Consider the following 25,208-nt stretch of genomic DNA (forward strand, 5'->3'; position numbering starts at 1 on the left):
CAAAAACTATAATTTTGTAATACTTAAAAAATCATCAATTATTAAGGAGGCATTACCTACTAACGCTCCATCTATATCAGGCATAACAAAAAAACTTGCAGCATTACTTGATTTGACACTACCACCATACAATATTTTGATACCACTAGCTCCTATTTGATCTAGCATTCCCCTTATAAAGAAATGTATATCTTGTACATATTCGGGGCTAGCTGCTGATCCTGAACCAATAGCCCAAACAGGCTCATAAGAAAATATCATTCTAGATACTATTTCACAACCTAATTCAAGTATGCTGGAAACCTGATTTTCAATTATATTAAACGTTTGTTTAGCCTTGAATTCATCAAGAGTTTCTCCAAAACAAACCACTGGTGTAATCCCTACAGATAAAGCAGCAAAAGCTTTCTTTGCAATATCAGAATTAGTCTCTTTATATAAAATCCTACGCTCTGAATGACCTACTAATACTAAATCACATCCAAACTCTTTTAACATAGTAGCAGAAACTTCTCCAGTATACGCGCCAGAACTATGTATACTGAGATTTTGTGCTCCCCAAGAAATTTTAGTGCCATGTAAAATTGAGAGAGTTTGTGATAAATAAGGGAAAGGAACTAGAACACCAAAATCACAATGTAGTGAATAATCTACATTTTTTAATCCATTAAGTAAAATAGCATTATCTAAGATATTGCCATTCATTTTCCAGTTACCTAAAACAAGACGATTGGATTTTTTAATTGTCATAAATAAAATATTAGTCTATAGAGTTAACAGAAATATGTTACATAACTAAAATTATCTTGCCGATATGCTCTCCAGACTCCATTAATCTATGAGCCTCAATTACTTCTTCAAATGGAATATATGAATAAGTAATTGGTTTTATTTCTCCACTAGATAATAAAGGCCAGACAAATTTACGCAATGATCTAGCAATCATATGTTTAAATAAAATAGATTCAGTCCTTAACATAGAACCAGTTATAAGAAGATTTTTCTTTAAAATATATCCAGAATTTATAGTACTAAAAACCCCACCTAGTAATGCAATAATTAGTAATCTACCTCCTTTAGATAGGATGCTTAGATTACGATCGAAATAGCTTCCAGAGACCATGTCCAGAATTATATTGACACCATTACCTTCAGTTATTTTATTTATCTCAGATACGAAATCTTCTGACCTGTAATTGATACATTTTATTGCGCCTATGGACTCAACAAAACTAACTTTTCTAGGACTGCCAGCAGTTGCATATACATCACAACCTAATGAATTAGCTAATTGTATTGCCATAACACCTACACCACTAGATCCACCATGTATAAGCAAGGATTCACCTTCTTTTATATTTCCTTTATCTACTAAATTGCTCCAAGAAGTAAACAATGCTTCAGGTAAACCAGCAGAATCTTCTGAACTAACATTAATAGGGATAGGCAAACAATGCTCGACATTAGCAACACAATACTGGGCATAACCACCACCAGATATCAAAGCACATACTTTATCTCCGATAGAGAGACCAGCAAGTTTAGCATCGCCACTTACAATTTCACCAGAAACTTCAAGTCCTGGAATATCAGAAGCCCCATAAGGAGGTTTATAAAGTCCTTGGCGCTGAAAGATATCTGGTCTATTAATACCAGCAGCAGCTACTTTAATTAGTACCTCGCCACTCTTAATTTCTGGTATAGAACGATCAACTATAGAAAGAACCTCAGGTCCACCAAATTTAGTAATCTCTATTGCTTTCATTTTAGAAAAAATAAGCTTATAAGAACAGCACTGAGGATTATCAGCGCCAAAACAGAAGATAATTCAACAATGAAACATTAATTGGCGGAAGCTCAGGGATTCGAACCCTGGGATCCTCTCAGATCTCTGGTTTTCAAGACCAGTGCAATCGACCACTCTGCCAAACTTCCTAGGTTTATATTATATAATATAATTACGTAATGTTGTTATATAACAGCTTATTTATATAAAAAAAACAATATTTTTTGTATATGCATTAAATTTTCTTGGATATATTATAAAGCAGTGATATATTTAAAAAACTTATAACAATACACAAAATATTGTTTTATATGTTTTTGCGTTGCACCCATGGCGAAATTGGTAGACGCAAGGGACTTAAAATCCCTCGCCGCAAGGCATGCCGGTTCGACTCCGGCTGGGTGCACCAACATTAATCAATGTCGTTTAATGATTTTGCTGATAGCCTAAGTCTTCCTTTATCATCAGACTCTATTACTTTGACTTTTATTTTTTGGCCAATAGACAATACTTCATTGATATTTTGAATGCGATGATTTGCTATTTCTGAAATATGTAAAAGACCATCTCGTCCAGGGAATAATTGTATTATAGCCCCAAAATCTAGTATGCGATTAACTTTACCTTCGTAAATACCACCTGTTTCTACTTCTGTCGTTAGCTCAGATACTCTTTTTTGAGCTTCTTGAACATCATGATCATTAGCACCCGATATAGTAACTAATCCTTCATCAGAAATATCGATTTGTGTAGAAGTTTCTTCAGTTATAGAACGTATTGTTGCTCCACCCTTACCTATTACATCTCTGATTTTATCTGGATTAATACGGACATTTAACACTTTTGGAGAAAAAGAAGAAAGCTCATCACGCGAACCATTTATACTATCTTTCATTTTACTTAAAATATGAAGTCTGCCATCCTTAGCCTGATCTAGAGCTATTTTCATAATATCCTTAGTGATACCATGAATTTTAATATCCATTTGTAAAGCAGTTATACCATTTACTGTACCTGCTACTTTAAAATCCATATCACCAAGATGATCTTCATCTCCAAGTATATCGGTTAATATAGCAAACTTACTATCTTCCAGTATCAGACCCATCGCCACTCCAGCAACATGACTACTGAAAGGTACTCCTGCATCCATCATGGCTAAAGATCCACCGCATACTGAAGCCATTGATGAGGATCCATTAGATTCTGTTATTTCGGAAACCAATCTTATTGTGTACTGAAATTCTTTGGGCTCAGGTAGCAAAGAGGACAAAGCTCTCTTTGCTAAGTAACCGTGTCCTATTTCTCGTCTTTTAGGAATACCTATTCTACCAATCTCTCCTGTTGCAAAAGGTGGCATGTTATAGTGAAATATAAATCTGTCACGATATTCTTCATTCAAAGATTCTACTATCTGCTCATCTTGTTTTGTGCCTAATGCAACAACAACAAGAGCTTGTGTTTCTCCCCTAGTAAATAATGCACTACCATGAGCACGAGGTAAGATCCCTAATTTTATATCTATAGGACGAACAGTGCGAGTATCTCTACCATCAATCCTTGGCTCACCATTTAGTATTTTTTCTCTCACAATCTTTGATTCAAGATCAAACAACAATCCGTTTATTTCTGTATCGCTTGGAACAATACGCTTAGAGTTAACATATTCGTTCTTAACAGAGTCCTTAACCGAGGACCTTATTTCTTCTAGTTTTAAATGTCTTTCTTGTTTTTCACGATGACTATAAGCAAATGATAATTTTTCTAGAGAAATTTTTGAGATATAGTTAATTAAATCGCTATCTTTTACAGTCTGTTTCCACTTTATATTATTTTTACCTGCTATCGAAACAAGATCATTAATGTTATCAATAACAATTTGCATATTTTTATGCCCAAACATAATGGCTTCTAAAATAGAATCCTCTGAAAGTTCATTTGCACTTGACTCTACCATTAAAACAGCATCTGCAGTTCCAGCTACTATTAGATCCAATTTAGAAGATTTTATCTGACTCTTAGTAGGATTTAAGACATAAACATCATCTATGATTCCTACGCGAGCAGCTCCAACAGGACCGTGGAAAGGAACTCCGGAAATACATAAGGCAGCAGAAGATCCTATTATAGAAGGAATATCTGGATCTATATCAGGGTCTACCGATAAAACATGCACAACAACGTGTACATCATTATAAAAACCATCAGGAAATAAAGGTCTTAGCGGTCTGTCAATCAATCTTGAAATCAATATTTCCTTTTCTGATGGCTTTCCTTCTCTTTTAAAGAAACCTCCTGGAATTTTTCCAGCAGCATAAGATTTTTCAATATAGTCCACAGTTAATGGAAAAAAATTCTGTCCATCCTTAACTTCTCTACTAGCAACAACCGTAGCTAGAATTACAGTCTCACCCATTGAAACCAATACAGATCCAGATGCTTGTCGAGCTATCTCACCAGTCTCAATAGTAACTTTATGTTGTCCATATTGGAATGTTTTAGTCACTTTATTAAACATGACAAATATTCCTTAAAAAAAATGTGGTTAGAAAAACTAACCACAGTACTATAATATCAATAATTATTTACGCAAACCTAATTTGTCTATTAATGAACGGTATGAATCAGGATTACGATCTTTCAAATAAACCAACAGTTTCCTTCTTCTACTAACCATTTTCAATAAACCACGGCGCGAATGATGATCTTTAATGTGTTTTTTGAAATGATGGGTCAACTCGTTAATACGAGCGGTTAACAGAGCAACCTGAACTTCTGGAGATCCAGTATCACCATTACTGCGCTGGAATTGAGCTACTATATCGCTCTTTTTTATATCTGATACAGACATTTATGCCTCTTCGATGAACTTGCTTTAAAACCGAGGTGTTTTAAAGTGATTGAAATAAAAATAATACTAGTTTTTCATTATATACAATTTATCAAACAACAAACTATAAAATAATCTGAAATCTATGATTTATTATAAAGATTTATAACAGTAAGTTTAAATAATTTAAAAAATAAGAAATAAAATTAGCAAAACTATAAAAATTATTACAATTACTATTATAGCTAGAAAAACTACAAAAATTAATACTATTTAAAATAAAACGGCACATATCCGGAATGCGGGACATGTGCCGAAAAAACGAAAAACAGAATTGAATTCTAGTTCTTAGTCTTGTCAACTAACTTATTAGCTGTAATCCAAGGCATCATTGATCTCAATTTTGCACCAACTTGTTCAATTTGAGACTCTGAATTAATACGACGACGTGATATCAATGTTGGTGCACCAGCTTGATTTTCCAGAATGAATTTTTTAGCATATTCTCCTGTTTGTATATCAATTAAGCATTGACGCATAGCTTCGCGTGTATCATCAGTGACTACCTTAGGACCAATCTCATATTCACCAAATTCCGCATTGTTAGAAACAGAATAATTCATGTTAGCTATGCCACCTTCATAAATCAAATCTACAATGAGCTTGAGCTCATGGAGGCATTCAAAATAGGCCATTTCTGGAGCATATCCAGCTTCTACTAATGTGCTAAACCCAGCTTTTATTAACTCTACTGTGCCACCACATAGAACAGCTTGCTCACCAAATAAATCAGTCTCTGTCTCTTCACGGAATGTTGTTTCTATTATACCGGCTCTTCCACCGCCATTAGCACTTGCATAAGCTAATGCCATATCGCGAGCAACACCTGACTTGTCTTGGTAAACAGCAATTAAATGAGGGACTCCACCACCATTTCTATAAGTTCCACGAACAGTATGTCCAGGTGCTTTAGGAGCAACCATTATAACATCTATATCATTACGAGGGATAACTTGACCATAATGAACATTAAAACCATGAGCAAAAGCTAATACAGCACCGTTCTTAATATTAGCATGTACAACATCATTATAAACAGAAGCTATATTTTCATCTGGAAGCAACATCATAACTATATCTGCTGATCTCACAGCATCAACTATTTCTTTAACCTGTAAACCAGCATTTAATGCTTTATTCCAAGAAGAACCATTTTTACGTAAACCAACAACTACATTAATACCTGAATCATGTAGATTTAAGGCATGTGCATGCCCTTGAGAACCATAGCCCAATATGGCTACATTCTTACCTTTCAACAATGATAGATCACAATCTTTATCATAAAAAACTTTCATAAAAAAACACTCCGTCATTTTAATAATAAATCCATCAAATATTACTTAAAAAGCTATACTTTTAGGATTCTTTCCCCACGACCTATTCCAGATAGACCAGTACGCACCGTCTCTAAAATAGCACTACGATCTAAACTATCTATAAAAGCTTGTATTTTACCCTGTGTGCCAGTTAGCTCAATTGTATATGATTTGTAAGTGACATCGATAATGTGACCACGAAAAATATCAATCATTCTTTTTATTTCTTCACGCTCTTTACCAACTGCACGCACTTTTATGAGAAGCAACTCCCTTTCAATATGAGCTCCATCCTTAAAATCAACTACCTTAACAACATCTACCAATCTGTTCAAGTGTTTAGTTATCTGCTCGATGATATCATCAGAACCAATGGTAACAACAGTCAAACGTGATAGTGTAGAATCCTCAGTAGGAGCAACAGTAAGTGATTCAATATTGTAACCACGAGCAGAAAACAAACCAACTACACGGGATAATGCACCTGGCTCATTTTCCATAAGTACAGAAATAACATGTTTCATATACAATCATCCTCTATAAATCTTCAGGACCAAGCAGCATTTCAGTTAACCCACGTCCAGCTTTTACCATAGGCCAAACATTTTCTGTGCGATCAGTAATAAAATCCATAAATACTAAACGATCTTTATGCTTAGTAAAAGCTTCTCTCAATACAGGCTCAATATCAGATGGTTTTTCAATACGAACACCTACATGACCGTAAGATTCAGCAAGCTTAACAAAATCTGGCAAAGACTCCATATAAGATTGAGAATACCTAGATCCATAATCAATTTCTTGCCACTGGCGAACCATCCCGAGAAAACGATTATTAAGACAAATTATTTTTGGAGTTAAATTATACTGTAAGCAAGTAGATAACTCTTGTATATTCATTTGAATAGATGCCTCTCCAGTCACAACAGCTATATCGACATTAGGATTAGCCTTTTGAACACCCATAGCATATGGAAGACCTACGCCCATAGTTCCCAATCCTCCAGAGTTTATCCATCGTCTAGGGTTGCGAAAACCATAATACTGAGCAGTCCACATCTGATGTTGACCAACATCAGATGTTACAATGGCATTACCATTAGTTACTTCCCATAACTTCTCTATTACAAATTGTGGCTTAATAACATTATCAGAGTTGGAGTAATGCTTGCTATTTTTGCTGCGCCATTCGTTAATTTGATCCCACCATTTTTTTGTCGATGCTTGCTTAATATCAACAGATCTTAAATAATCAATTTGTTCGCTAATATCAACTAAAACATCCTTAACATCACCAACTATAGGAACGTCGACCTTAACGCGTTTAGAAATAGAAGATGGATCTATATCTATATGAATTATTTTCCTAGATGTTTGGTTGAAGTGTTTTACATTACTAACAACTCTATCATCAAAACGTGTACCAACAGCAAGAACGACATCACTATACTGCAAAGCAAAATTAGCCTCATAAGAACCGTGCATGCCAGGCATGCCAAGGCATTGTGGATCATCAAAAGCTACAGATCCTAGACCCATCAAAGTATTGACACAAGGAGCTCCTAGCTTTACTAACAAGTCCCTTAATTCACTAGAAGCATCGGATAAAATAACTCCTCCACCAACATATACTATAGGACGTTCTGCTGAAAGAAGAAGCTGGGCAGCTTTTTTTACTTGACCTTGATGTCCCTTGATCACAGGAGCGTAAGATCTCATTACAACTGCTTCTTTAGCATTTGTATACTTACATTTAGCAGCAGTAACATTCTTAGGGATATCTATTAAAACTGGTCCTGGTCTACCAGTTGTTGCTATATAAAAAGCACGTCGCACAGTATCAGCAAGATTTTTTACATCTCTAACTAAGAAATTATGTTTAACGCAAGGACGTGTAATTCCTATGGTATCACACTCCTGAAAGGCATCTTCTCCGATTACATCGCTAGAAACTTGACCACTGATAATGATCATTGGTATAGAATCCATATATGCTGTTGCTATACCTGTGATAGCATTAGTAGCTCCAGGGCCACTAGTAACAATACAGACACCAATTTTTTGTGATGATCTAGAATAAGCATCAGCAGCATGCACTGCAGCTTGCTCATGCCTTACAAGAATATGCTGAAATTTATCTTGCTTAAAAATTGCATCGTAAATATACAAAACTGCTCCACCTGGATAACCAAAAACATGTTCAACTCCATGCTCGGCCAAACAATGTACAAGTACATCAGCGCCATTCATTTCCATTATTTATTTTCCCTTCAATACAAGTTCTGTTCCAAAAGATTTTTTATACCTCTAAACGAAGATAACCAAATAGGAATTGTTTCTTAAAATACCGAATGTTTTCATGAAAATCGTAAGATCATTAAACAACTTCTGGATAACAAACAAAAATCAGTTTATCTTGGAACACCGAACAACCGTCAATGACGTACAAGATCGAAATGAAAGCTTCGGCAAATGCTTATGACATAAACAAAAGCAACTATTGTAATGATATACAAAATTCCATAAATCAAATCACTGTTTTATGATAAAAAACAGGAATATATGAAAAACCAGCAACTATTCGTTGCATCAGGCTAGATTATAAACTATTTCCTAAAAAATGAATAAGATAATTTATCAAAAAACTATTACTTATGATGATTTTTCTAAAAAATAAATATTAATTGTTAGAAATATTACTATCATATTTATAGAATTTATAAGAGCTTTTTAAAGCATTGATATTCTCTGGTATGTTATCTATGACATACTTAGAAATTAAATATTTCAATATTTTTCCATTTAAGCTTATAACTTTCCACCTATCAATTTTGTATTCTTGAAACATGTAATTCACTAATTGCACATTAAATTTACTTAAATCTATAACATTAAAGTATGCACTGTTGCATGACAAATTTAATAAAAAATTATTCCAGGTTATAAATAAGTTTTTACAATATAAAATTTAATATATAATGAAAATCTCAATTTTTATAAATAAATTATATTGCCATACTAAGCAAAATTATATATCGAATAACATATAAACTTTACCATTAAAAATAAACAATACAGGAAGCTTTGAAAGTTTATCAAAATTCGCATAATAATAATCAAAAATAACCGAAGCTAAATTTACATTTATTTTTAAAATAATAGATAATTCAAGCAATAATTTTTCAATTAATTATTTCAACTCTAAAAAAATTTCTTTTAAAAAAATGATTTTGCAATTTTCTTTGTCTCAGATGTAATCTCGACTAAACAAAGAGAAAGTAAAAACAATATTTAATCTTTACTATAAAATAATTACAAATAAAAAATAACATTTTGCGATTTAAGACAAAAATTGTAAAAAAACCTGATTGACTATATATAAACAACGTATTAGTATCATCGAGTAAACTAAACATTAGAGCTATAGAACAGTTTTTATATAATAATTCTGGAGAGGTGGCAGAGTGGCCTAATGCACCTGACTCGAAATCAGGAGTATACTGTTTGTGTACCGTGGGTTCAAATCCCACTCTCTCCGCCAGTTATATTAATATTATGATGGAATAATAACTTCCATCCCGTCCATATATGGTCGTAGGACAATTGGTATTACTATACTACCATCTGATTGTTGATTATTTTCCAGTACGGCAACTAAAGCTCTTCCAATGGCTAAACCAGATCCGTTTATAGTGTGAAGATAGTTGATATTTCCATTTTTGTCACGAAAACGAGCTTTCATTCTTCTTGCTTGAAAAGCTTCACAATTTGAGACAGAAGAAATTTCTCTCCAATTGTTTTGTGAAGGCAGCCAAACTTCTAAATCATAAGTTTTTGCGGAGCAAAAACCTATGTCTCCAGAACAAAGAGACATTACTCTATATGGTATACTTAAAAGCTGCAAAGTTCTCTCTGCATGACTTAATACTATCTCCAGAGCTTCGTATGAAGAATCTGGATGTACTATTTGCACCAATTCAACTTTATCGAATTGATGTTGACGAATTAATCCTCTAACATCGCGTCCACCACTACCAGCTTCAGATCTAAAACATGGAGTATGCGCAGTTAACTTAATAGGAAGACTATCTACAGATACTATAGATCCAGAAACCGAGCTAACTAATGTTATCTCTGATGTTGATATAAGATATTGTTGTTCTTCATTAAATTTATCATTTTCTAATGGCTCGATATGTTTTAAACCACCTTGCTTCACTGCAAACATATCTTCTTTAAATTTTGGCAATTGACCAGTTCCAAAAAGAGTGGAAGCATTTACTATATATGGAGTATAACATTCCTCATAGCCATGATTCTTAGTATGCAAATCCAACATAAACTGTGATAGCGCTCTATGCAACAGAGCTATCTTGCCTTTCATGAATAAAAAACGAGAACCAGACATACGAGAAGCCAGGTCAAGATCTAAACCAATTGACTCTCCTAAAGTAACATGGTCTTTAGGAACGAAATCAAAAGGTTTTGGTTCACTATTTATAGACATTCCTTCAGGAAACCATCTACGTATCTCTATATTGTTTGTAGAATCTAATCCAATAGGAACACTGGAATGAGGAATATTAGGTATAGCATATAAAAAATCATTTATATCATCACTCAACGACGATAGTTTATGTTCAAGATTTTTAAGGGCAGCTGGTATAGCCTGAGACTCAGATATTAGATCCTCAACGTCTAGTCCCTTAGCTTTTAACCGACCAACCTGTTTTGCTAAATAATTTCTTTTGGATTGCAACATTTCAGTTTCTTGTTGAATATTTTTACGACAATTATCTAAATATTCAAACTTTTTAATATCTAGAGAGAATCCACGTGTTTTTAATAAACCTGCTATCCGCTCTAATTCTTTACGTAAAAGACTAGTATCTAACATTTTGCTCTATAAATATAAAAAAATTAAAAAAACAATCCTAGCAACATTTTTTTGCTATCATTTCCTATGTTTAAAACCTTAAAGAAAGATATTTTTTTATCTTTTGCTCTAAACATAGCTATTTGGGAAATAAAATTGCTCCTTGATCCTATCTATGATAGTTTTGTTCTGAAGGAACATAAGCATTCGAACATTCTTGTGCATAATTATACTATCTATATAAATCTATAGTTTTTTGAAGAATTTCGTAAGCATGTTTATACAGCTCTCAGAATCAGTCTAAACATATTTACACGCTAAACTAAAATCATTATATACAGAATTCGATATGATACCAAAAGACATATAAACAAAATCATTTGCTAATGCAAATTATCACTTCCGTGATTATTGATATAATTTATGCAATTTACTACAATAAAGTAAATTGCTTTAGTATCTGCTTTAGCAATGTTAGTTAAATACCTAGAAAGATATGATACTGAAGATGAAATAGTTAATCAATGCAAAGCAGCATCTATATCTTACCTACCTTGAATACGTTCTTTATCAAATCTTTAAAAAAATTTTGAACAATAGAAATAAATTATTGTTACTAAATTTATTTAAAACATAAATTGTTAAAGCGTGGTTAATCTTAAAAAAGTATTATTAGTAGAAGCTACTATTATGATTAATACAGAATTTTTCAAATTTTTAAGAAATAAATTTTGATGAAAACTATCAAATTATGTATTTTATATATAAATATAATAGATTAATAATCTTGCATATACCATATTAAATATTAAAAATCATATAATGTAATTTATTAATATTTATATCAACTCTTATTGTTTTATTTATTCGTAAAAAATCATTAACTAATAACATAATCTAGAATTTTTAATCAAAAATACAATTATTATGCTAATTGTTAAAACTAATCATTTTAAGATTTATAAAGATAATTTACATTTCAACTAAATCAACATTTGAAGGGAGAATAAATTCGAACAAATCTTCCGGCAATTCATTATTAATTAAAATATTTGATAATTCAATTACAAACTTTTGATCAAAAACATCAAGCAAATGAATCTTAGATATAAATCTATCATCAAATCCAAAATCTATTACTCTAAAGCCACTACTCAAATCATTAGTTGTAACTGATAGCCAATACATATCATCACGATTATAAGAATATTTAATATCAACAAACTTATCTAAATTGTCAGAAGATAACATGTCCATAAAAAAAGCTAATGATGTTTCATAGATATTTTTTGATATTGCCTGACATAAATCAGAGTCATATTGATATATATTTTTACCATCTGATACAACTAACTGCCTACTATTATTTACAATTTCCCACCGAAATTTACCTGGTTTTTTGAATCTTAAAAAACCATTATTATAAGACTTTACAATACCTTTAGGATCAACTATAGACTGCTTAAATTCACATGAAAAACTTCTTACTTCTTTTAGAAAATCTAATCTATTATCAGTATTTTCAGATCTTGCTTGACAACAGAAAACTATAGCAAAAACATATAAAAGTTTAATTAAATTATTCATTTCTCTGATCTGACAAGTTTACTAAAATCTCACGATTACCATTAGAATGCATAGAAGAAACAATTCCAGCTTTTTCCATTTGCTCTAATAAGCGCGCAGCTCTATTATAACCAATTCTTAAATGACGTTGCACCAAAGAAATAGATGCTCTACGATTTTTCAATACTATATCACAAGCTTTGTCATACATAGGATCGTTTTCGAATCCTTCTATCCCTGTTACAGAATTTATTCCATCAGAATTTGTTGATGATTCTCCATAATCTAAAATCTCTTCTATATAATTAGCCTCTCCGTTAGACTTCAATGATTCAACTACCCTATGCACTTCATCATCACTTACAAATGCTCCATGTATACGTACTGGAAAACCGACTCCTGGAGGCAGGTACAACATGTCACCTTGACCTAATAAATTTTCTGCGCCGGCTTGGTCTAAAATTGTACGCGAATCTATTTTTGATGAAACTTGGAATGCTATCCGTGTTGGTATATTAGCTTTTATCAGGCCAGTAATAACATCGACACTAGGACGCTGTGTGGCTAAAATTAAATGTATACCAGCTGCTCTTGCCTTCTGAGCAAGTCTTGCTATTAACTCTTCTATTTTTTTTCCAGACGTCATCATAAGATCAGCTAACTCATCTATAACAACAATTATAGAAGGCATTAGCTGCAGTGGCTCTGGATCATCCTTATTAATTGATAAAGGATTATAAATAAATTCATTAGATAAAGAAGCTTCTTTTATTTTTTCGTTATAACCAGAAATATTGCGAACACCCATTTTACTCATTAAACAATATCTTTTATCCATCTCGTTAACACACCAACGCAAGGCGTTTGCTGCTTTTTTCATGTCAGTAACAACATTAGTCAAAAGATGTGGTATACCTTCATAAACACTCATTTCCAACATTTTAGGATCTATTAAAATTAATCTAATAATAGAAGAATCATATTTATATAGTAAAGATATCAACATGGCATTTATACCAACTGATTTACCTGATCCAGTAGTGCCTGCAACTAAAAGATGAGGCATTCTAGCTAAATCAGCTGTTACTGGATTTCCAGCAATATCTTTACCCAAAGCCATAGTTAAAGTAGATCTTGCTAAATTATATACAGAAGAACTAATTATTTCTGACAAATATACAGATTGACGATTTATGTTAGGCAATTCTAATCCCATCAGATTTTTACCAGGTATAGTTTCAACAACTCTGATACTAGCAACACTTAGTGCTCTCGCTAAATCTCTAGCCAAACCAACTATCTGACTTCCTTTGACTCCAATTGCCGGTTCGATTTCGTATCTAGTAATAACAGGACCAGCTTTTGCTGACACTACTCTTACAGTTACACCAAAATCTGCTAATTTTCCTTCTATTAATTTAGATACTAAACTTATATCCTCAGATGAAACATTTATATCCTTATGTTTCAATGAATTTAATAACGTTAATGATGGCAATTTGTTTTCTTGATCCTGTACTTTGTTTTCTTGATCCTGTACTTTGTTTTCTTGATCCTGTACTTTGTTTTCTTGATCCTTAATTTCAATTTTTGCAATATTGACAAACTTGTCGTGCATGACAATATCATTTTTATTGATTATTTTATTTGAAATATTTTTATCGCTGTTTAATCTTGTTTCATTCTTATTTACACTTCTTTTTTTATGAAAAAATTCATATAAATAATTGATATATTGTTGAATAATTTTGCTTGTATACCTAAATATATATATAGATATATATTTAGATTTTTTGATGAAATCTTCAATAAAAAAACCAACTTTTTCAAAAAATAATAACCAGGAAAAACAAAAAAATAAACTAAAACCAGTTAGAATCATAACTGTTAAAAGAAGAATAGATCCAGCCATTCCTATTAAAAATACTAAGTAGTCGGATAAATAGTTACCTATAATACAGCCAGATCTACAGATTTCCGAAAATCTTTGATCAATATTATTCTCTATAAAATTAGAAAATATTGACTCCATTCCTAATGTTCCTGAAAGCAATAATAAAAAGCCTATTATGCTTTCAAAATAAAAACAAATTTCGAAAAAACTAGATAATTGATCATTGTTTCTAAAATAACTAGAAAGTCTAGAATAAATAACAAGTATCCATCCGAACAATAAATAAACAAACCAGAAAGATGAGAAGCCAAACAGATGAAAAAATATCTCTGACACATAAGCACCAACAAAACCACCGTTATTATTTATTGAATTGTGTAAAACCTGACCATGAAGAACAAAATTATCATTAGAATCCCAAGAGAATAAGCTTAGCATTAACCATGATAATGAAAATACAAGAAATATTAATGCCGCTTCACAAAATAATGCAGAATTTTTTATAAAAAATGGTAATCTAATATTATTTAGAATACGTATTTTCTTAGAGATAAAATTAAATATACGAAACATGTTGATAAAATTAATTTGATATATGTTGGATTAGCATAAAGGGATATTTTATGAGCAAAACTAAAAAAACCAAAATATTAATAATTGGGTCTGGACCTGCTGGATACACAGCTGCATTGTATGCAGCTCGAGCTAATCTTGACCCTATCATTATTACAGGACTAAATCAAGGTGGTCAATTAATGAGCACCACAGAAATAGAAAATTGGCCAACAGAATATAATAATATCAGTGGATCTGATCTTATGGGTCTTTTTTTAAATAATGTAGAGAAATTCAATACAGAAATAATTCCAGACAATATTATAAATGCTGATCTATCAAAAAGACCATTTTTACTAAATGGAGATAGTGGTACTGATTACATATGCGAATCAGTTATTATAGCTACCGGATCATCTCCAAAAAAATTAGGCCTTAAATCTGAGGAAGAATTTTTAGGAAAGGGAATATCTTATTGTGCAACTTGTGATGGGATGTTCTATAAAGGTAAAAATGTAGTTATTGTTGGAGGTGGAAACACAGCTATAGAAGATGCATTATTTTTATCTAATATATGCAGTAGTGTAACACTAGTACATAGACATGATAAATTCAGAGCTGAGCCCATACTACTTGATCGAATTAAGGACAAAGTTTCTAAGAATATGATTTCAGTTAAAACATTTTATACTATTAGCAAAATAGAGGGAAATAAGGATAAAGTTACAAATGTAGTACTGTCTGGCTCTAAAAATAACTCATTAGAAAATATCGAAACAGATGGAGTATTCATTGCTATAGGATATAACCCTAATACAAATATATTTAATAATTTAATGAAAACAGAAGAAGGTTACATAATTACTCAAAAGAATGACAAAAACTTTCAAACAATGACATCAATTGAAGGAATATTTGCAGCAGGAGATGTGCAAGATAGCATATATAGGCAAGCAATCACTAGCTCTGGGACTGGATGTATGGCTGCTCTAGATGCTCAAAGATGGCTTGAGAAAAATGAAGGCTAAATATATAAAACTATCTATTGCTCAAAATTATTATAAATTTCATAAAAAATTGGATGTTATTGAAGCAACTAAAACAAGAAAACATAATGTATTTATAGAAACAAAAATACAAGACGAATTTAAGATCAAAAATAATAATCAATTGCAATATAATCATAAAAATACTTGTATTTATAATTATGATATAATTAACGGCGAATTATCTGATGAGTTGTCTGTAGATCATCTTTTGTTTGATAGTGGTAGAGCTTACGTCAGACCTAATTTGAATCCAAATATAGTAAAATTCTTAAAGTTCGGGAAGTGGAGAATAGAAGCAAGTCTTGATTTGCATAGTCTATGCATAGAAAGTGCTAGATCGGCTTTTATAAATTTTATTGGGCGCTGTATAGAAAACAATGTTAGATGTATCTGTATTATTCATGGCAAAGGGTATGGATCTTCCCCAGAAAATGGACCGATATTAAAGGGTAAAGTGCGCTCTTGGTTAGTACAGACAACAGAAATTCGAGCATTTTCTGAAGCAGCAGAACGTAATGGCGGATCTGGAGCTTTGATTGTGCTTTTACGTAAAATCAAAAATGAAAGCTAATATAATGAAATTCACATACCTAACTATAGCAATAATAACTGAACTATTTGCAACAGTAGCTTTAAAGAATTCCATTGGTTTTACTCGACTATGGCCATCATTATTCACATGTTTTTTCTACATAGTATCCACATATTTCCTATCATTGACATTAGAAGAAATACCTGTAGGCATAGCTTACGCTATTTGGTGCGGTGTTGGAATTATACTTGTATCGTTAATAGGTGTATTTTTCTTTAAACAAACATTAGACACTCCAGCTATAGCTGGGATAGTTTTAATTGTATTAGGAGTGGTAATAATGAATGTATTCTCTAAGGTTAATATAGAAAATTAGAAAAATTTTATTAACCTTAGCTTTTATGGTTGGTCTATATAACGATATAACCGGTGATTAAATAGTATATGGCTACAATAGCACCAATCATAGCTATAAGGAAAATTAGCCATTCTGATTTGCTAAAAACTATTTTAGATTGTTCTGATTTTGTCATTACAAATAAAGCCGTTCCTGGACCATACAAAACAGAAGATAATAGTAAATACTTTAGACCACCTGCATATAGCAACCATGTAGCGAAGACAGTAGCCATAAAACCACAAAATAAGTCGAATGTTCTCTGTTTTTTTTCTGAAATACTATATGACTCTCCCGTAGTTGCTAGTTTAAGACCGTAAGCAGCTACTAATAAATATGGTATTAGATTCATAGAACTTGTTAATTCTATAGCTAAAGTAAAAGCTTCTCTTGCAAGCATCGTAACTATCAAAAAAACCTGTATAGTTATATTTGTCATCCATAGTGATGCTGATGGGACACTATTTTCATTTTCTTTCTTCAAAAAAGAAGGCATGGTTCCTGATACTGCAGCTGTATATAAAACTTCAGCTGCAAGAAGAGACCAGGAAAGATAAGCACCTAAAACAGCGACCAAGAGACCTATTCCTATAAGAATAGCTCCCCATTCTCCGACAACAGCTTGTAATACACCAGCCATTGATGGATTACGTAATGAGGCTAGCTCTGACCTATCCATAACTCCATATGATAATATGGTTATTAACACTAGTAACAACAAAACACCAAGAAAACCTAATAAAGTAGCTACACCGACATCTTTTCTGTTTTTAGCATAGCGAGAATATACACTTGCTCCTTCTATACCTAGGAATACAAACACAGTTATTAACATTGTACCACGGACCTGTTCAAAAACACCGCTCAAACTAAAGGTCCCTCCACCCCACATATTATTAATAAAAATTTCCGATTTAAAACCAAAACATACTAAAACGATAAATATAACTATTGGAATAAGTTTAGATATAGTAACTATATTGTTAATAAAATCAGCTTCTTTTATTCCTCTTAACACTAAAAAATGGAATGACCATAGTATACTAGAAGACAGGATAACAGCTGCTAACGTAGTACCATCTCCAAAAATAGAAAAAACAGAACCTATTGTTGAATTTATTATTAATAAATAGGTCACATTGCCCAAGCAAGTACCAGCCCAATATCCTAACGCGGAAGAAAATCCCAAATAATCACCAAATCCAGCCTGAGCATAAGCATGAACACCAGAGTCTATATTTGGTTTTCTGCAAGATAAAGACTGAAATACAAACGCTAACATCAACATCCCAAGCCCTGAAATAGTCCAGGCTATCAAAGCACCAAACACACCAGTAACTTGAGCAAAGTTTTGAGGCAAAGAAAAAATACCAGCACCAATCATAGAACCAACTACCATAGCGGTTAAGGTCATGACAGAAAGTTTCTGGGTATTGGAATTACTCATATAAACACTCCGCGTATAACAATATTATTAATCATCAAACTTATAATATACAATTTTGATAATTAATCCTATTGTAATAATATTGTATATTATTGGATTATTTTTATAATATAAAATTTATATTATAAAAATAATTTGTAACAATTTACAGAAGTGTATACCATTTAAGAACTTAAAATACCAGTTTTAACAAATTTTTATTAAATAGAATATCTTCTCTATAAACTATTAAAAATATTAATGAAATTATGTTCAATCCATCGTTAGAGCAAGCTAGGTCTTTTTTCATAGAAGTATGGAATAAACAAAAATTATCAAAAATCATGACTCCAATAGAGGAAGCAACAGCAACATGGATTTTAGAACACCCGCAATTTCATGCTGACCTCAGCAACAAAGAATCTATAAAAAATATTTATAATTCCAGTTGCTTAGAGTCAAATCCATTTCTTCATTTATCAATGCACTTAGCAGTATCAGAACAATTACTTATAGATCAACCTTGTGGTATAAAAGCAGCTTATAACAAATTAGTTATTAGTAACAATCCACATACTGCAGCTCATAAAATAATAAAATGCCTAAAATTGACGATAAAAGATAGCCAGAATTATGGGATAAAACTAGATTCAAACAAATATTTAATGCGAATTAAAGAAATGGTATCAAAATCATAGTTATATGCTAACTAAAGAATTCTTTTACTCTGTCGGTCCAAGATTTGCTTTGCGGAGAATGATGCCCTCCCTCATCTCTTAGAGATTGCTCAAATTGACGAAGAATATTTTTCTGTTCATCTTTTAGTTTAACAGGAATCTCTACAGCAACATGGCAATATAAATCACCATAATGGGAGGAACGGACATTACGTATTCCTTTTCCTTTTAGTCTGAAAGTCTTGCCAGATTGAGTGCCATCAGGTATTGAGATTTCTGCTTTACCGTTTAAAGTTGGAACTTGTATTGTTCCACCTAAAGCAGCACAAGTGAAAGGTATTGTCAATTCACAATGTAGGTCATCGCCATCTCTTTTAAAGATCTTGTGCGGCTTTATATGTATTTCAACATATAAATCACCAGACTCCCCACCATTAATTCCAATGTCACCATTTCCAGAAAGACGTATCCTCATTCCATCATCAATCCCAACAGGAATCGAAACTTGCAAAGTTTTGTTACATCTTACCCTGCCTACACCTCTACAAATAGAGCAAGGATCTTTAATTTCCTCACCGCTACCATGACAAACATTACATGTCTGCTGCACGCTAAAAAAACCTTGCTGCATACGTATAGAGCCATTACCATTGCATGTTCTACATTTCTTAATGCTAGAGCCTTCTTTGACACGTTTTCCGTTACATTTTCCACAGACATCCCAACTTGGAATATTAATATCTGTATTAAATCCTGCAGATGCTTGTTCTAAAGTAATATCAAGCTTGTATTTAAGGTCTGCTCCTCTATTTCTACTGCCATCGTTGCCTCTCATTCCAGAGGAACCAAAAATATCACCAAAAATATCACCAAATGCATCAGCAAATCCACCACTGTTGCTATAAGCATGATTCATATTTTGCTGTTCTGACCATGAGTGACCAAAACGATCATAAGCAGCACGTTTTTCTTTATCTTCTAAAACTTCATATGCCTCTTTAAGTTCCTTAAAGTTCTCTTCAGCTTCTTTATTATTTGGGTTGCGGTCAGGATGATATTTCATGGCTAACTTTCTGTACGCCTTTTTTATATCCTGGTCAGATGCGTCTCTTGTCACACCTAAAACATCATAAAAATCTTTTTTTGCCATATATATTTATAATATCTCTCATATAAGAAATATTTAGAAATTAATTAAAAAATAAAAAGCCCGACAATCAAAAATTAACTATCGGGCGGCCGAAGTCATTCACAAAATACTATTGATCTCGTTTTACTTCTTTAAAATCTGCGTCAACAACATCTTCATTGTTAGGTGATTTATCATTATCGTCTGAAGACGTCTTATTTTGAGTTTCATTTTGCATACTAGAATACATTTTTTCGCTAAGTTTTTGAGAAGCTGTTGCCAGAGCAGATATTTTAGAATCAATAATAGCTTTGTCAGAATCATTTAAAGCAGATTCTAACTCTTTAATAGCATTATTTATATTATCTTTATCTGAAGAATCCAATTTATCACTATGCTCATCTAATGCTTTTCTGGTGGAGTGTATTAAGCTGTCAGCCTGATTTCTCACTAGGGCTAATTCAGCAATACGATGATCTTCCTCTGCATTTATCTCTGCCTCTTTGATCATTTTTTGAATTTCTTGCTCAGATAATCCAGAATTAGCTTTTATTGTGATTTTATTTTCTTTGCCAGTACCCTTGTCTTTTGCAGAAACATGCAAAATACCGTTAGCGTCAATATCAAAAGTTACTTCTATTTGTGGTATTCCTCTTGAGGATGGAGGAATACCTTCCAAATTGAATTCACCTAGAGCTTTATTACCAGATGCTATTTCTCTCTCTCCTTGATAAACTTTTATCGTAACAGAAGGTTGATTATCTTCAGCCGTGGAAAAAACCTGAGAAAATCTTGTTGGAATTGTTGTATTCTTCTGTATCATTTTTGTCATGACTCCGCCAAGAGTCTCTATGCCAAGAGATAATGGCGTGACATCGAGTAACAGAACATCTTTGCGTTCTCCAGATAGTACAGCTCCTTGTATAGCAGCTCCAGCAGCAACTGCTTCATCAGGATTAACATCTTTTCTAGGATCTTTACCAAAAAATTCCTTAACTTTATCTTGAACCTTAGGCATGCGTGTCATACCACCCACCAAGATCACATCATCTATATCTGATGTTGATATGCCAGCATCCTTAATCGCTGTTTTACAAGGTTCTATTGTTCTGATTATCAAATCCTCCACTAAGGACTCTAACTTTGAACGAGAAACTTTCATATTTAAATGCTTAGGACCAGAGGAATCTGCAGTTATATAAGGTAAATTGATCTCTGTCTGTTGTGATGAAGACAACTCTATTTTGCATTTTTCGGCAGCTTCTTTCAACCTCTGTAAAGCAAGAACATCTTTTGATAAATCTAAACCTTGATCTTTTTTGAATTCGCTTATTATGTATTGTATGATTCGTTGATCAAAATCTTCACCACCTAAAAAGGTATCTCCGTTAGTAGATAGAACTTCGAACTGTTTATCACCATCTATCTCAGCTATCTCAATAACAGAAACATCAAAAGTACCACCACCAAGATCATATACCACTATTTTTCTATCAGATTTTTCTGATTTATCTAAACCAAAAGCCAATGCTGCTGCAGTTGGTTCATTTATAATTCTCTTAACATTAAGTCCAGCTATCCTTCCTGCATCTTTTGTTGCCTGTCTTTGACTATCGTTGAAATATGCTGGTACTGTTATAACAGCATCTGTTACCTCTTCACCTAAATAATCTTCTGCTGTTTTTTTCATTTTGCGCAATATTTCAGCAGATACTTGCGGAGGAGCTATTTTGTTACCTCTGACATCTATCCAAGCATCGTCATTATCAGCCTTAACTATAGAGTAAGGCATAAGATCTATATCTTTCTGTACCTCTTTTTCAGAAAATTTACGACCAATTAGACGCTTACTAGCATAAATAGTATTTTTAGAATTAGTAACGGCTTGTCTTTTTGCAGAAGTACCAACTAGAACTTCTCCATCTTCCATATATGCTACTATAGAAGGGGTTGTCCGAGCCCCTTCAGAATTTTCTATAATTCTGATCTGGCTACCATCCATAACAGCAACACAGCTATTTGTAGTACCAAGATCGATACCAATAGTCTTTCCCATAATATATTTGCCTTAATAAATTATATAATATAAATAATGTCTCTTTAACATGATATTGGGGTCTAACATATACTTTTCAAGACCAATAACAAACATTGAATTATTAAATAAATAAATTATATGTTGAAAATGTTTATATTATTCAATATCTGCGTTGCCTGCAGACACAACAACTAAAGCTGGCCTTAAAACCCTATCTGAAATAACATATCCTTTCTGTAACAATTCAACTATAGTGTTGGCTTGTTTTTCAGATTTGATAGATGATATAGCTTGGTGTATCTTAGGATCGAACTTGTCGCCTTCTAATGGATTAATCTCTTTTAGAAAATTCCTCTCAAAAACAGCATCAAGTTGCTTTAAAGTTATTTTTACCCCTTCTGTCAATGATTCTATAGTCTGAGTTGACTGCAATAATGCAGCCTCTAAACTATCCTTTACTGGTACTAGTCCTTCAGCAAATGATTCAATTCCAAATTTTCTTACCTTAGCAATATCATCATTAGAGCGCCTTTTAATATTTTCAATTTCGGCATAAATACGTAATATTTTCTCGTTTTGTTCTTTTATCGTGATATTAGCATCTTCTAACTTTTTACTAAGATCTTTGAAATCGTTAAGCGTGTTTTCTGACAACAAATTATCTTCTGATTGAATCTCCTTAGTTTCTTCGGAAATTATTTCCTCAGGAATCTTTATATCTGTCATTGTAAACTCCTTAATAATCTTATTTAAAAATAATTAAAATAAAGCATATTATATAAACAAATAGTCATATAAATAAACTATTACCAATTCTGCAAACTTAACTTTATCATATCTGATAATTTGTTTATCCAAAATGGATTATCATTTAGAGAAGGAATCATATTAAATTCTTTGCCGCCAGAATCTATAAATAATCGTCGATAATCATAATCAACCTCCTCAAGAGTTTCTAAACAATCAACAATAAAACCTGGACATATAACATCAACCCTTAGAAATCCTTCTTTAGCTAAGCTATGTAATCTATCTGAGGTATAAGGACTAAGCCATCTTAAATAACCAAAACGGCTCTGGAAAGCCATCTCTATTTGACCTTCATCAATATTCAAAGTTTTCTTTAACTTTAAATATGTTTCTAAACAGTCTTGATAGTAAGGATCTCCAAGCTCTATGGAACTAAAAGGTATTCCATGAAAACTAACAATTAATTTTTCTGGCTTACCATTTTTATTCCAAAAATTATTAATACTATCAACTAAAGAATCTATATAAAAATCATCAATATTAAATCTTTTTAAAAAACGAAACTCAGGTATATCTCTAAATTTTGTTAAGTGATTAGTAACAAAGCTTATAGAACTACCTGTGGTACTAGAAGAGTACTGTGGGTATAAAGGAATTATTAATATTCTTGAACAATTTTTATTACAAACTAGTGAGTTAATAGCATTTTTTATGGAAGGATCACCGTATCTCATGCCAAGTTCAATTTCAACATGAAAGCCACTTTTTCTCATGATTTCTTTAAGAGTTATAACCTGATTATGACTATTAACAAGCATTGGCGACCCATCTTTAGTCCATATATTTTTATAAAGCTTTCTCAACTTGAATGGTCTTAATAATGATATAAAACAGTATAAAACAGGGATCCAAAAATACTTGGATATTTCAATAACCCTGTTATCAGATAGAAATTCTCTCAGATAACGGCGAATATCAGATATAGAGAATGTCTTAGGAGTGCCTAAATTTATTAATAAAATACCTATATTATTTTTATTATCTATATTTTTTAATTTCGAATTACTACTACTTATTAATATTTTTTCACTATTAGCTTTCGTATTAGAAAAAAAATTAAAAATCATAAAATTCTCCATTGCTAATAATTATATTTAATTGGTTAAACGGTACTTATTATTGTGTTAATTAAAAAGTAATATCCATAGCAACATAAATAAATGACAATAGGCAATTATTTATTGATAATTTAAAAAAATAAGAAAACAAAATCACATATATCTATATATAAGTTAGCACTATTTTAAAAAATGCTAAAATAGAATATATGATTTGTAATACTTACTAAGATATTTACATATAAATTATATTTAAAGATGTAGTATGACTTTAAGTAATATTTGAAATTAACGAAAAATAATATATGAATTTCCCAATAATTGCTCTAATAGGCAGATACCAAGATGCTAGGCTAGACGAACCTTTAAGAGCTATAGCAGATATGCTTTCCAAAACAGGCAGAAAGATAATTATAGAATCTGCTACTGCATCTAACACTAATATATATGACTACACAGTAGCCAATATTGATACTATAGGAAAAACAGCATCTCTGGCAATAGTAACAGGAGGTGATGGAACAGTGCTAGGAGCAGCAAGATACTTATCACCTTATAGTTTACCTATCTTAGGCATAAATCACGGTAGACTGGGATTTATTGCTGATATCTCTATTGACGAAACATATAATGCATTAATTAATATAATGGATGGATTTTATACTTTAGAAGAAAGATTAGTAATAGAAGGTAGCATATATAGAGATAATAAAAAAATGTATTCTGACTTTGCATTAAATGATATTGTTATAAACCGTGCTGGCATTGGAGGAATGATAGAAGTTAAAGTAGATCTAAATGATGTCTTTATGTATACGATAAGATCTGATGGATTAATAGTTGCAACTCCAACAGGATCAACTGCATACGCTTTATCCTCAAATGGTCCTATAATACACCCTACTCTTAATGCAATAGTACTCGTTCCTATTGCACCTCAAACTTTATCTAACAGACCTATAGTAATACCGTCTAGTGGTTCTTTAGCAATAACTCTGTTAACAGTTGGTAGAAAAGAAATAGAAGCAAACGTACACTTTGACATGCAAACATGGTCTGAATTACAACCAGGTGACTGTATAAATATACATAAGGCAAGACATTCTGCAAAATTTATTCACCCAAATGGATACAATTTCTTTTCTACTCTACGCAGAAAGCTAAACTGGAATGTTATGCCAAAAACGTCAGACAATATTGAATAAA

Annotated in this window: 21 protein-coding genes and 3 tRNA genes; 7 read left to right on the plus strand and 17 right to left on the minus strand. The window is 32.0% G+C overall.

Annotated elements, in window-relative coordinates; genetic code table 11:
* Positions 1-6 precede the first annotated feature (6 nt).
* The 3 genes from tpiA to CONE_RS02540 all read right to left on the minus strand — a co-directional run bounded on the left by tpiA (position 7) and on the right by CONE_RS02540 (position 1,935).
* On the minus strand, positions 7-750 hold the full coding sequence (tpiA, locus tag CONE_RS02530) for a triose-phosphate isomerase (protein WP_015397182.1): 744 nt from the start codon (positions 748-750) through the stop codon (positions 7-9).
* 37 nt (positions 751-787) lie between these two features.
* The gene (locus CONE_RS02535; protein WP_015397183.1) at positions 788-1,765 is read right to left on the minus strand and encodes an NAD(P)H-quinone oxidoreductase; all 978 of its coding nucleotides are present in this window, start codon (positions 1,763-1,765) and stop codon (positions 788-790) included.
* Positions 1,766-1,847: 82 nt separating this feature from the next.
* A tRNA-Ser gene (locus tag CONE_RS02540) sits at positions 1,848-1,935 on the minus strand.
* A 175-nt stretch (positions 1,936-2,110) separates the two neighbouring features.
* Between CONE_RS02540 and CONE_RS02545 the strand changes: the two genes are divergently transcribed.
* A tRNA-Leu gene (locus CONE_RS02545) sits at positions 2,111-2,195 on the plus strand.
* Between the two features lie 3 nt (positions 2,196-2,198).
* Here the strand turns inward: CONE_RS02545 and pnp are convergent.
* The 6 genes from pnp to CONE_RS03830 form a co-directional block, all read right to left on the minus strand.
* Positions 2,199-4,304, minus strand: coding sequence for a polyribonucleotide nucleotidyltransferase (gene pnp, locus CONE_RS02550; RefSeq protein ID WP_015397184.1), 2,106 nt, complete (start codon positions 4,302-4,304; stop codon positions 2,199-2,201).
* A gap of 63 nt (positions 4,305-4,367) precedes the next feature.
* Complete coding sequence (gene rpsO, locus CONE_RS02555) at positions 4,368-4,637, minus strand: 30S ribosomal protein S15 (RefSeq protein WP_015397185.1); 270 nt, start codon at positions 4,635-4,637, stop codon at positions 4,368-4,370.
* A 320-nt stretch (positions 4,638-4,957) separates the two neighbouring features.
* The gene (gene ilvC / locus CONE_RS02560) at positions 4,958-5,974 is read right to left on the minus strand and encodes a ketol-acid reductoisomerase (protein WP_015397186.1); all 1,017 of its coding nucleotides are present in this window, start codon (positions 5,972-5,974) and stop codon (positions 4,958-4,960) included.
* Between the two features lie 53 nt (positions 5,975-6,027).
* Positions 6,028-6,519: an acetolactate synthase small subunit gene (gene ilvN / locus CONE_RS02565; RefSeq protein WP_015397187.1), complete on the minus strand. Its 492-nt coding sequence runs from the start codon at positions 6,517-6,519 to the stop codon at positions 6,028-6,030.
* Positions 6,520-6,532: 13 nt separating this feature from the next.
* Positions 6,533-8,251 carry a biosynthetic-type acetolactate synthase large subunit gene (ilvB, locus tag CONE_RS02570; protein WP_015397188.1) on the minus strand — a complete coding sequence of 573 codons (1,719 nt, stop codon included), beginning with the start codon at positions 8,249-8,251 and terminating at the stop codon, positions 6,533-6,535.
* A gap of 424 nt (positions 8,252-8,675) precedes the next feature.
* Positions 8,676-8,843, minus strand: a complete 168-nt coding sequence (locus CONE_RS03830) for a hypothetical protein (RefSeq protein ID WP_235043350.1) — start codon at positions 8,841-8,843, stop codon at positions 8,676-8,678.
* A 602-nt stretch (positions 8,844-9,445) separates the two neighbouring features.
* On the opposite strand from CONE_RS03830, the gene CONE_RS02580 reads away from it, so the two are divergent.
* Positions 9,446-9,536, plus strand: a tRNA-Ser gene (locus CONE_RS02580).
* 12 nt (positions 9,537-9,548) lie between these two features.
* Here the strand turns inward: CONE_RS02580 and serS are convergent.
* The 3 genes from serS to CONE_RS02595 form a co-directional block, all read right to left on the minus strand.
* On the minus strand, positions 9,549-10,892 hold the full coding sequence (gene serS / locus CONE_RS02585; protein ID WP_015397189.1) for a serine--tRNA ligase: 1,344 nt from the start codon (positions 10,890-10,892) through the stop codon (positions 9,549-9,551).
* A 951-nt stretch (positions 10,893-11,843) separates the two neighbouring features.
* Complete coding sequence (lolA, locus tag CONE_RS02590; RefSeq protein ID WP_015397190.1) at positions 11,844-12,458, minus strand: outer membrane lipoprotein periplasmic chaperone LolA; 615 nt, start codon at positions 12,456-12,458, stop codon at positions 11,844-11,846.
* Positions 12,451-14,904: a DNA translocase FtsK gene (locus tag CONE_RS02595; RefSeq protein WP_015397191.1), complete on the minus strand. Its 2,454-nt coding sequence runs from the start codon at positions 14,902-14,904 to the stop codon at positions 12,451-12,453. Before CONE_RS02595 ends, lolA begins: the two co-directional genes overlap by 8 nt.
* A gap of 50 nt (positions 14,905-14,954) precedes the next feature.
* On the opposite strand from CONE_RS02595, the gene trxB reads away from it, so the two are divergent.
* Genes trxB through CONE_RS02610 form a run of 3 tightly spaced genes read left to right on the plus strand, consistent with a single transcriptional unit; the run spans position 14,955 to position 16,843 of the window.
* A complete protein-coding gene (gene trxB / locus CONE_RS02600; RefSeq protein ID WP_015397192.1) occupies positions 14,955-15,914 on the plus strand; it encodes a thioredoxin-disulfide reductase in 960 nt (319 codons plus the stop codon).
* Positions 15,880-16,506 (plus strand): Smr/MutS family protein, encoded by a 627-nt coding sequence (locus CONE_RS02605; protein ID WP_235043351.1) that lies wholly within the window; start codon positions 15,880-15,882, stop codon positions 16,504-16,506. Before trxB ends, CONE_RS02605 begins: the two co-directional genes overlap by 35 nt.
* 4 nt (positions 16,507-16,510) lie before the next feature.
* Entirely contained in the window at positions 16,511-16,843 is a 333-nt protein-coding gene (locus tag CONE_RS02610) for a DMT family transporter (RefSeq protein WP_015397194.1), read from the plus strand.
* Between the two features lie 34 nt (positions 16,844-16,877).
* On the opposite strand, the gene CONE_RS02615 is transcribed toward CONE_RS02610, so the two are convergent.
* Entirely contained in the window at positions 16,878-18,311 is a 1,434-nt protein-coding gene (locus CONE_RS02615) for a basic amino acid/polyamine antiporter (protein ID WP_015397195.1), read from the minus strand.
* A 248-nt stretch (positions 18,312-18,559) separates the two neighbouring features.
* On the opposite strand from CONE_RS02615, the gene CONE_RS02620 reads away from it, so the two are divergent.
* Entirely contained in the window at positions 18,560-18,988 is a 429-nt protein-coding gene (locus CONE_RS02620; protein WP_015397196.1) for a DUF1841 family protein, read from the plus strand.
* A gap of 7 nt (positions 18,989-18,995) precedes the next feature.
* On the opposite strand, the gene dnaJ is transcribed toward CONE_RS02620, so the two are convergent.
* From dnaJ to hemH, 4 genes are all read right to left on the minus strand, one after another.
* Positions 18,996-20,117 carry a molecular chaperone DnaJ gene (gene dnaJ / locus CONE_RS02625; protein ID WP_015397197.1) on the minus strand — a complete coding sequence of 374 codons (1,122 nt, stop codon included), beginning with the start codon at positions 20,115-20,117 and terminating at the stop codon, positions 18,996-18,998.
* Positions 20,118-20,226: 109 nt separating this feature from the next.
* Positions 20,227-22,152: a molecular chaperone DnaK gene (dnaK, locus tag CONE_RS02630; RefSeq protein WP_015397198.1), complete on the minus strand. Its 1,926-nt coding sequence runs from the start codon at positions 22,150-22,152 to the stop codon at positions 20,227-20,229.
* Between the two features lie 138 nt (positions 22,153-22,290).
* Positions 22,291-22,860 (minus strand): nucleotide exchange factor GrpE, encoded by a 570-nt coding sequence (gene grpE, locus CONE_RS02635; protein WP_015397199.1) that lies wholly within the window; start codon positions 22,858-22,860, stop codon positions 22,291-22,293.
* Positions 22,861-22,940: 80 nt separating this feature from the next.
* Entirely contained in the window at positions 22,941-24,011 is a 1,071-nt protein-coding gene (gene hemH, locus CONE_RS02640; RefSeq protein WP_235043352.1) for a ferrochelatase, read from the minus strand.
* A gap of 296 nt (positions 24,012-24,307) precedes the next feature.
* Between hemH and CONE_RS02645 the strand changes: the two genes are divergently transcribed.
* Positions 24,308-25,207, plus strand: coding sequence for an NAD kinase (locus CONE_RS02645; protein ID WP_015397201.1), 900 nt, complete (start codon positions 24,308-24,310; stop codon positions 25,205-25,207).
* The last annotated feature ends 1 nt before the right edge of the window (position 25,208 follow it).

The organism is Candidatus Kinetoplastibacterium oncopeltii TCC290E (assembly GCF_000340865.1).
GTDB lineage: Bacteria > Pseudomonadota > Gammaproteobacteria > Burkholderiales > Burkholderiaceae_B > Kinetoplastidibacterium > Kinetoplastidibacterium stringomonadis.

Excerpts from the sequence above, each read along its gene's own strand:
- CONE_RS02605 (WP_235043351.1), top strand. The coding sequence starts at position 15,880 with ATGCTCAAAGATGGCTTGAGAAAAATGAAGGCTAAATATATAAAACTA.
- CONE_RS03830 (WP_235043350.1), bottom strand. The coding sequence starts at position 8,843 with ATGTTTCAAGAATACAAAATTGATAGGTGGAAAGTTATAAGCTTAAAT.
- CONE_RS02645 (WP_015397201.1), top strand. The coding sequence starts at position 24,308 with ATGAATTTCCCAATAATTGCTCTAATAGGCAGATACCAAGATGCTAGG.
- CONE_RS02615 (WP_015397195.1), bottom strand. The coding sequence starts at position 18,311 with ATGAGTAATTCCAATACCCAGAAACTTTCTGTCATGACCTTAACCGCT.
- rpsO (WP_015397185.1), bottom strand. The coding sequence starts at position 4,637 with ATGTCTGTATCAGATATAAAAAAGAGCGATATAGTAGCTCAATTCCAG.
- CONE_RS02535 (WP_015397183.1), bottom strand. The coding sequence starts at position 1,765 with ATGAAAGCAATAGAGATTACTAAATTTGGTGGACCTGAGGTTCTTTCT.
- grpE (WP_015397199.1), bottom strand. The coding sequence starts at position 22,860 with ATGACAGATATAAAGATTCCTGAGGAAATAATTTCCGAAGAAACTAAG.
- dnaJ (WP_015397197.1), bottom strand. The coding sequence starts at position 20,117 with ATGGCAAAAAAAGATTTTTATGATGTTTTAGGTGTGACAAGAGACGCA.
- pnp (WP_015397184.1), bottom strand. The coding sequence starts at position 4,304 with ATGTTTAATAAAGTGACTAAAACATTCCAATATGGACAACATAAAGTT.
- serS (WP_015397189.1), bottom strand. The coding sequence starts at position 10,892 with ATGTTAGATACTAGTCTTTTACGTAAAGAATTAGAGCGGATAGCAGGT.
- trxB (WP_015397192.1), top strand. The coding sequence starts at position 14,955 with ATGAGCAAAACTAAAAAAACCAAAATATTAATAATTGGGTCTGGACCT.
- CONE_RS02595 (WP_015397191.1), bottom strand. The coding sequence starts at position 14,904 with ATGTTTCGTATATTTAATTTTATCTCTAAGAAAATACGTATTCTAAAT.
- ilvB (WP_015397188.1), bottom strand. The coding sequence starts at position 8,251 with ATGGAAATGAATGGCGCTGATGTACTTGTACATTGTTTGGCCGAGCAT.
- ilvC (WP_015397186.1), bottom strand. The coding sequence starts at position 5,974 with ATGAAAGTTTTTTATGATAAAGATTGTGATCTATCATTGTTGAAAGGT.
- hemH (WP_235043352.1), bottom strand. The coding sequence starts at position 24,011 with ATGATTTTTAATTTTTTTTCTAATACGAAAGCTAATAGTGAAAAAATA.
- ilvN (WP_015397187.1), bottom strand. The coding sequence starts at position 6,519 with ATGAAACATGTTATTTCTGTACTTATGGAAAATGAGCCAGGTGCATTA.
- tpiA (WP_015397182.1), bottom strand. The coding sequence starts at position 750 with ATGACAATTAAAAAATCCAATCGTCTTGTTTTAGGTAACTGGAAAATG.
- dnaK (WP_015397198.1), bottom strand. The coding sequence starts at position 22,152 with ATGGGAAAGACTATTGGTATCGATCTTGGTACTACAAATAGCTGTGTT.
- CONE_RS02620 (WP_015397196.1), top strand. The coding sequence starts at position 18,560 with ATGTTCAATCCATCGTTAGAGCAAGCTAGGTCTTTTTTCATAGAAGTA.
- CONE_RS02610 (WP_015397194.1), top strand. The coding sequence starts at position 16,511 with ATGAAATTCACATACCTAACTATAGCAATAATAACTGAACTATTTGCA.
- lolA (WP_015397190.1), bottom strand. The coding sequence starts at position 12,458 with ATGAATAATTTAATTAAACTTTTATATGTTTTTGCTATAGTTTTCTGT.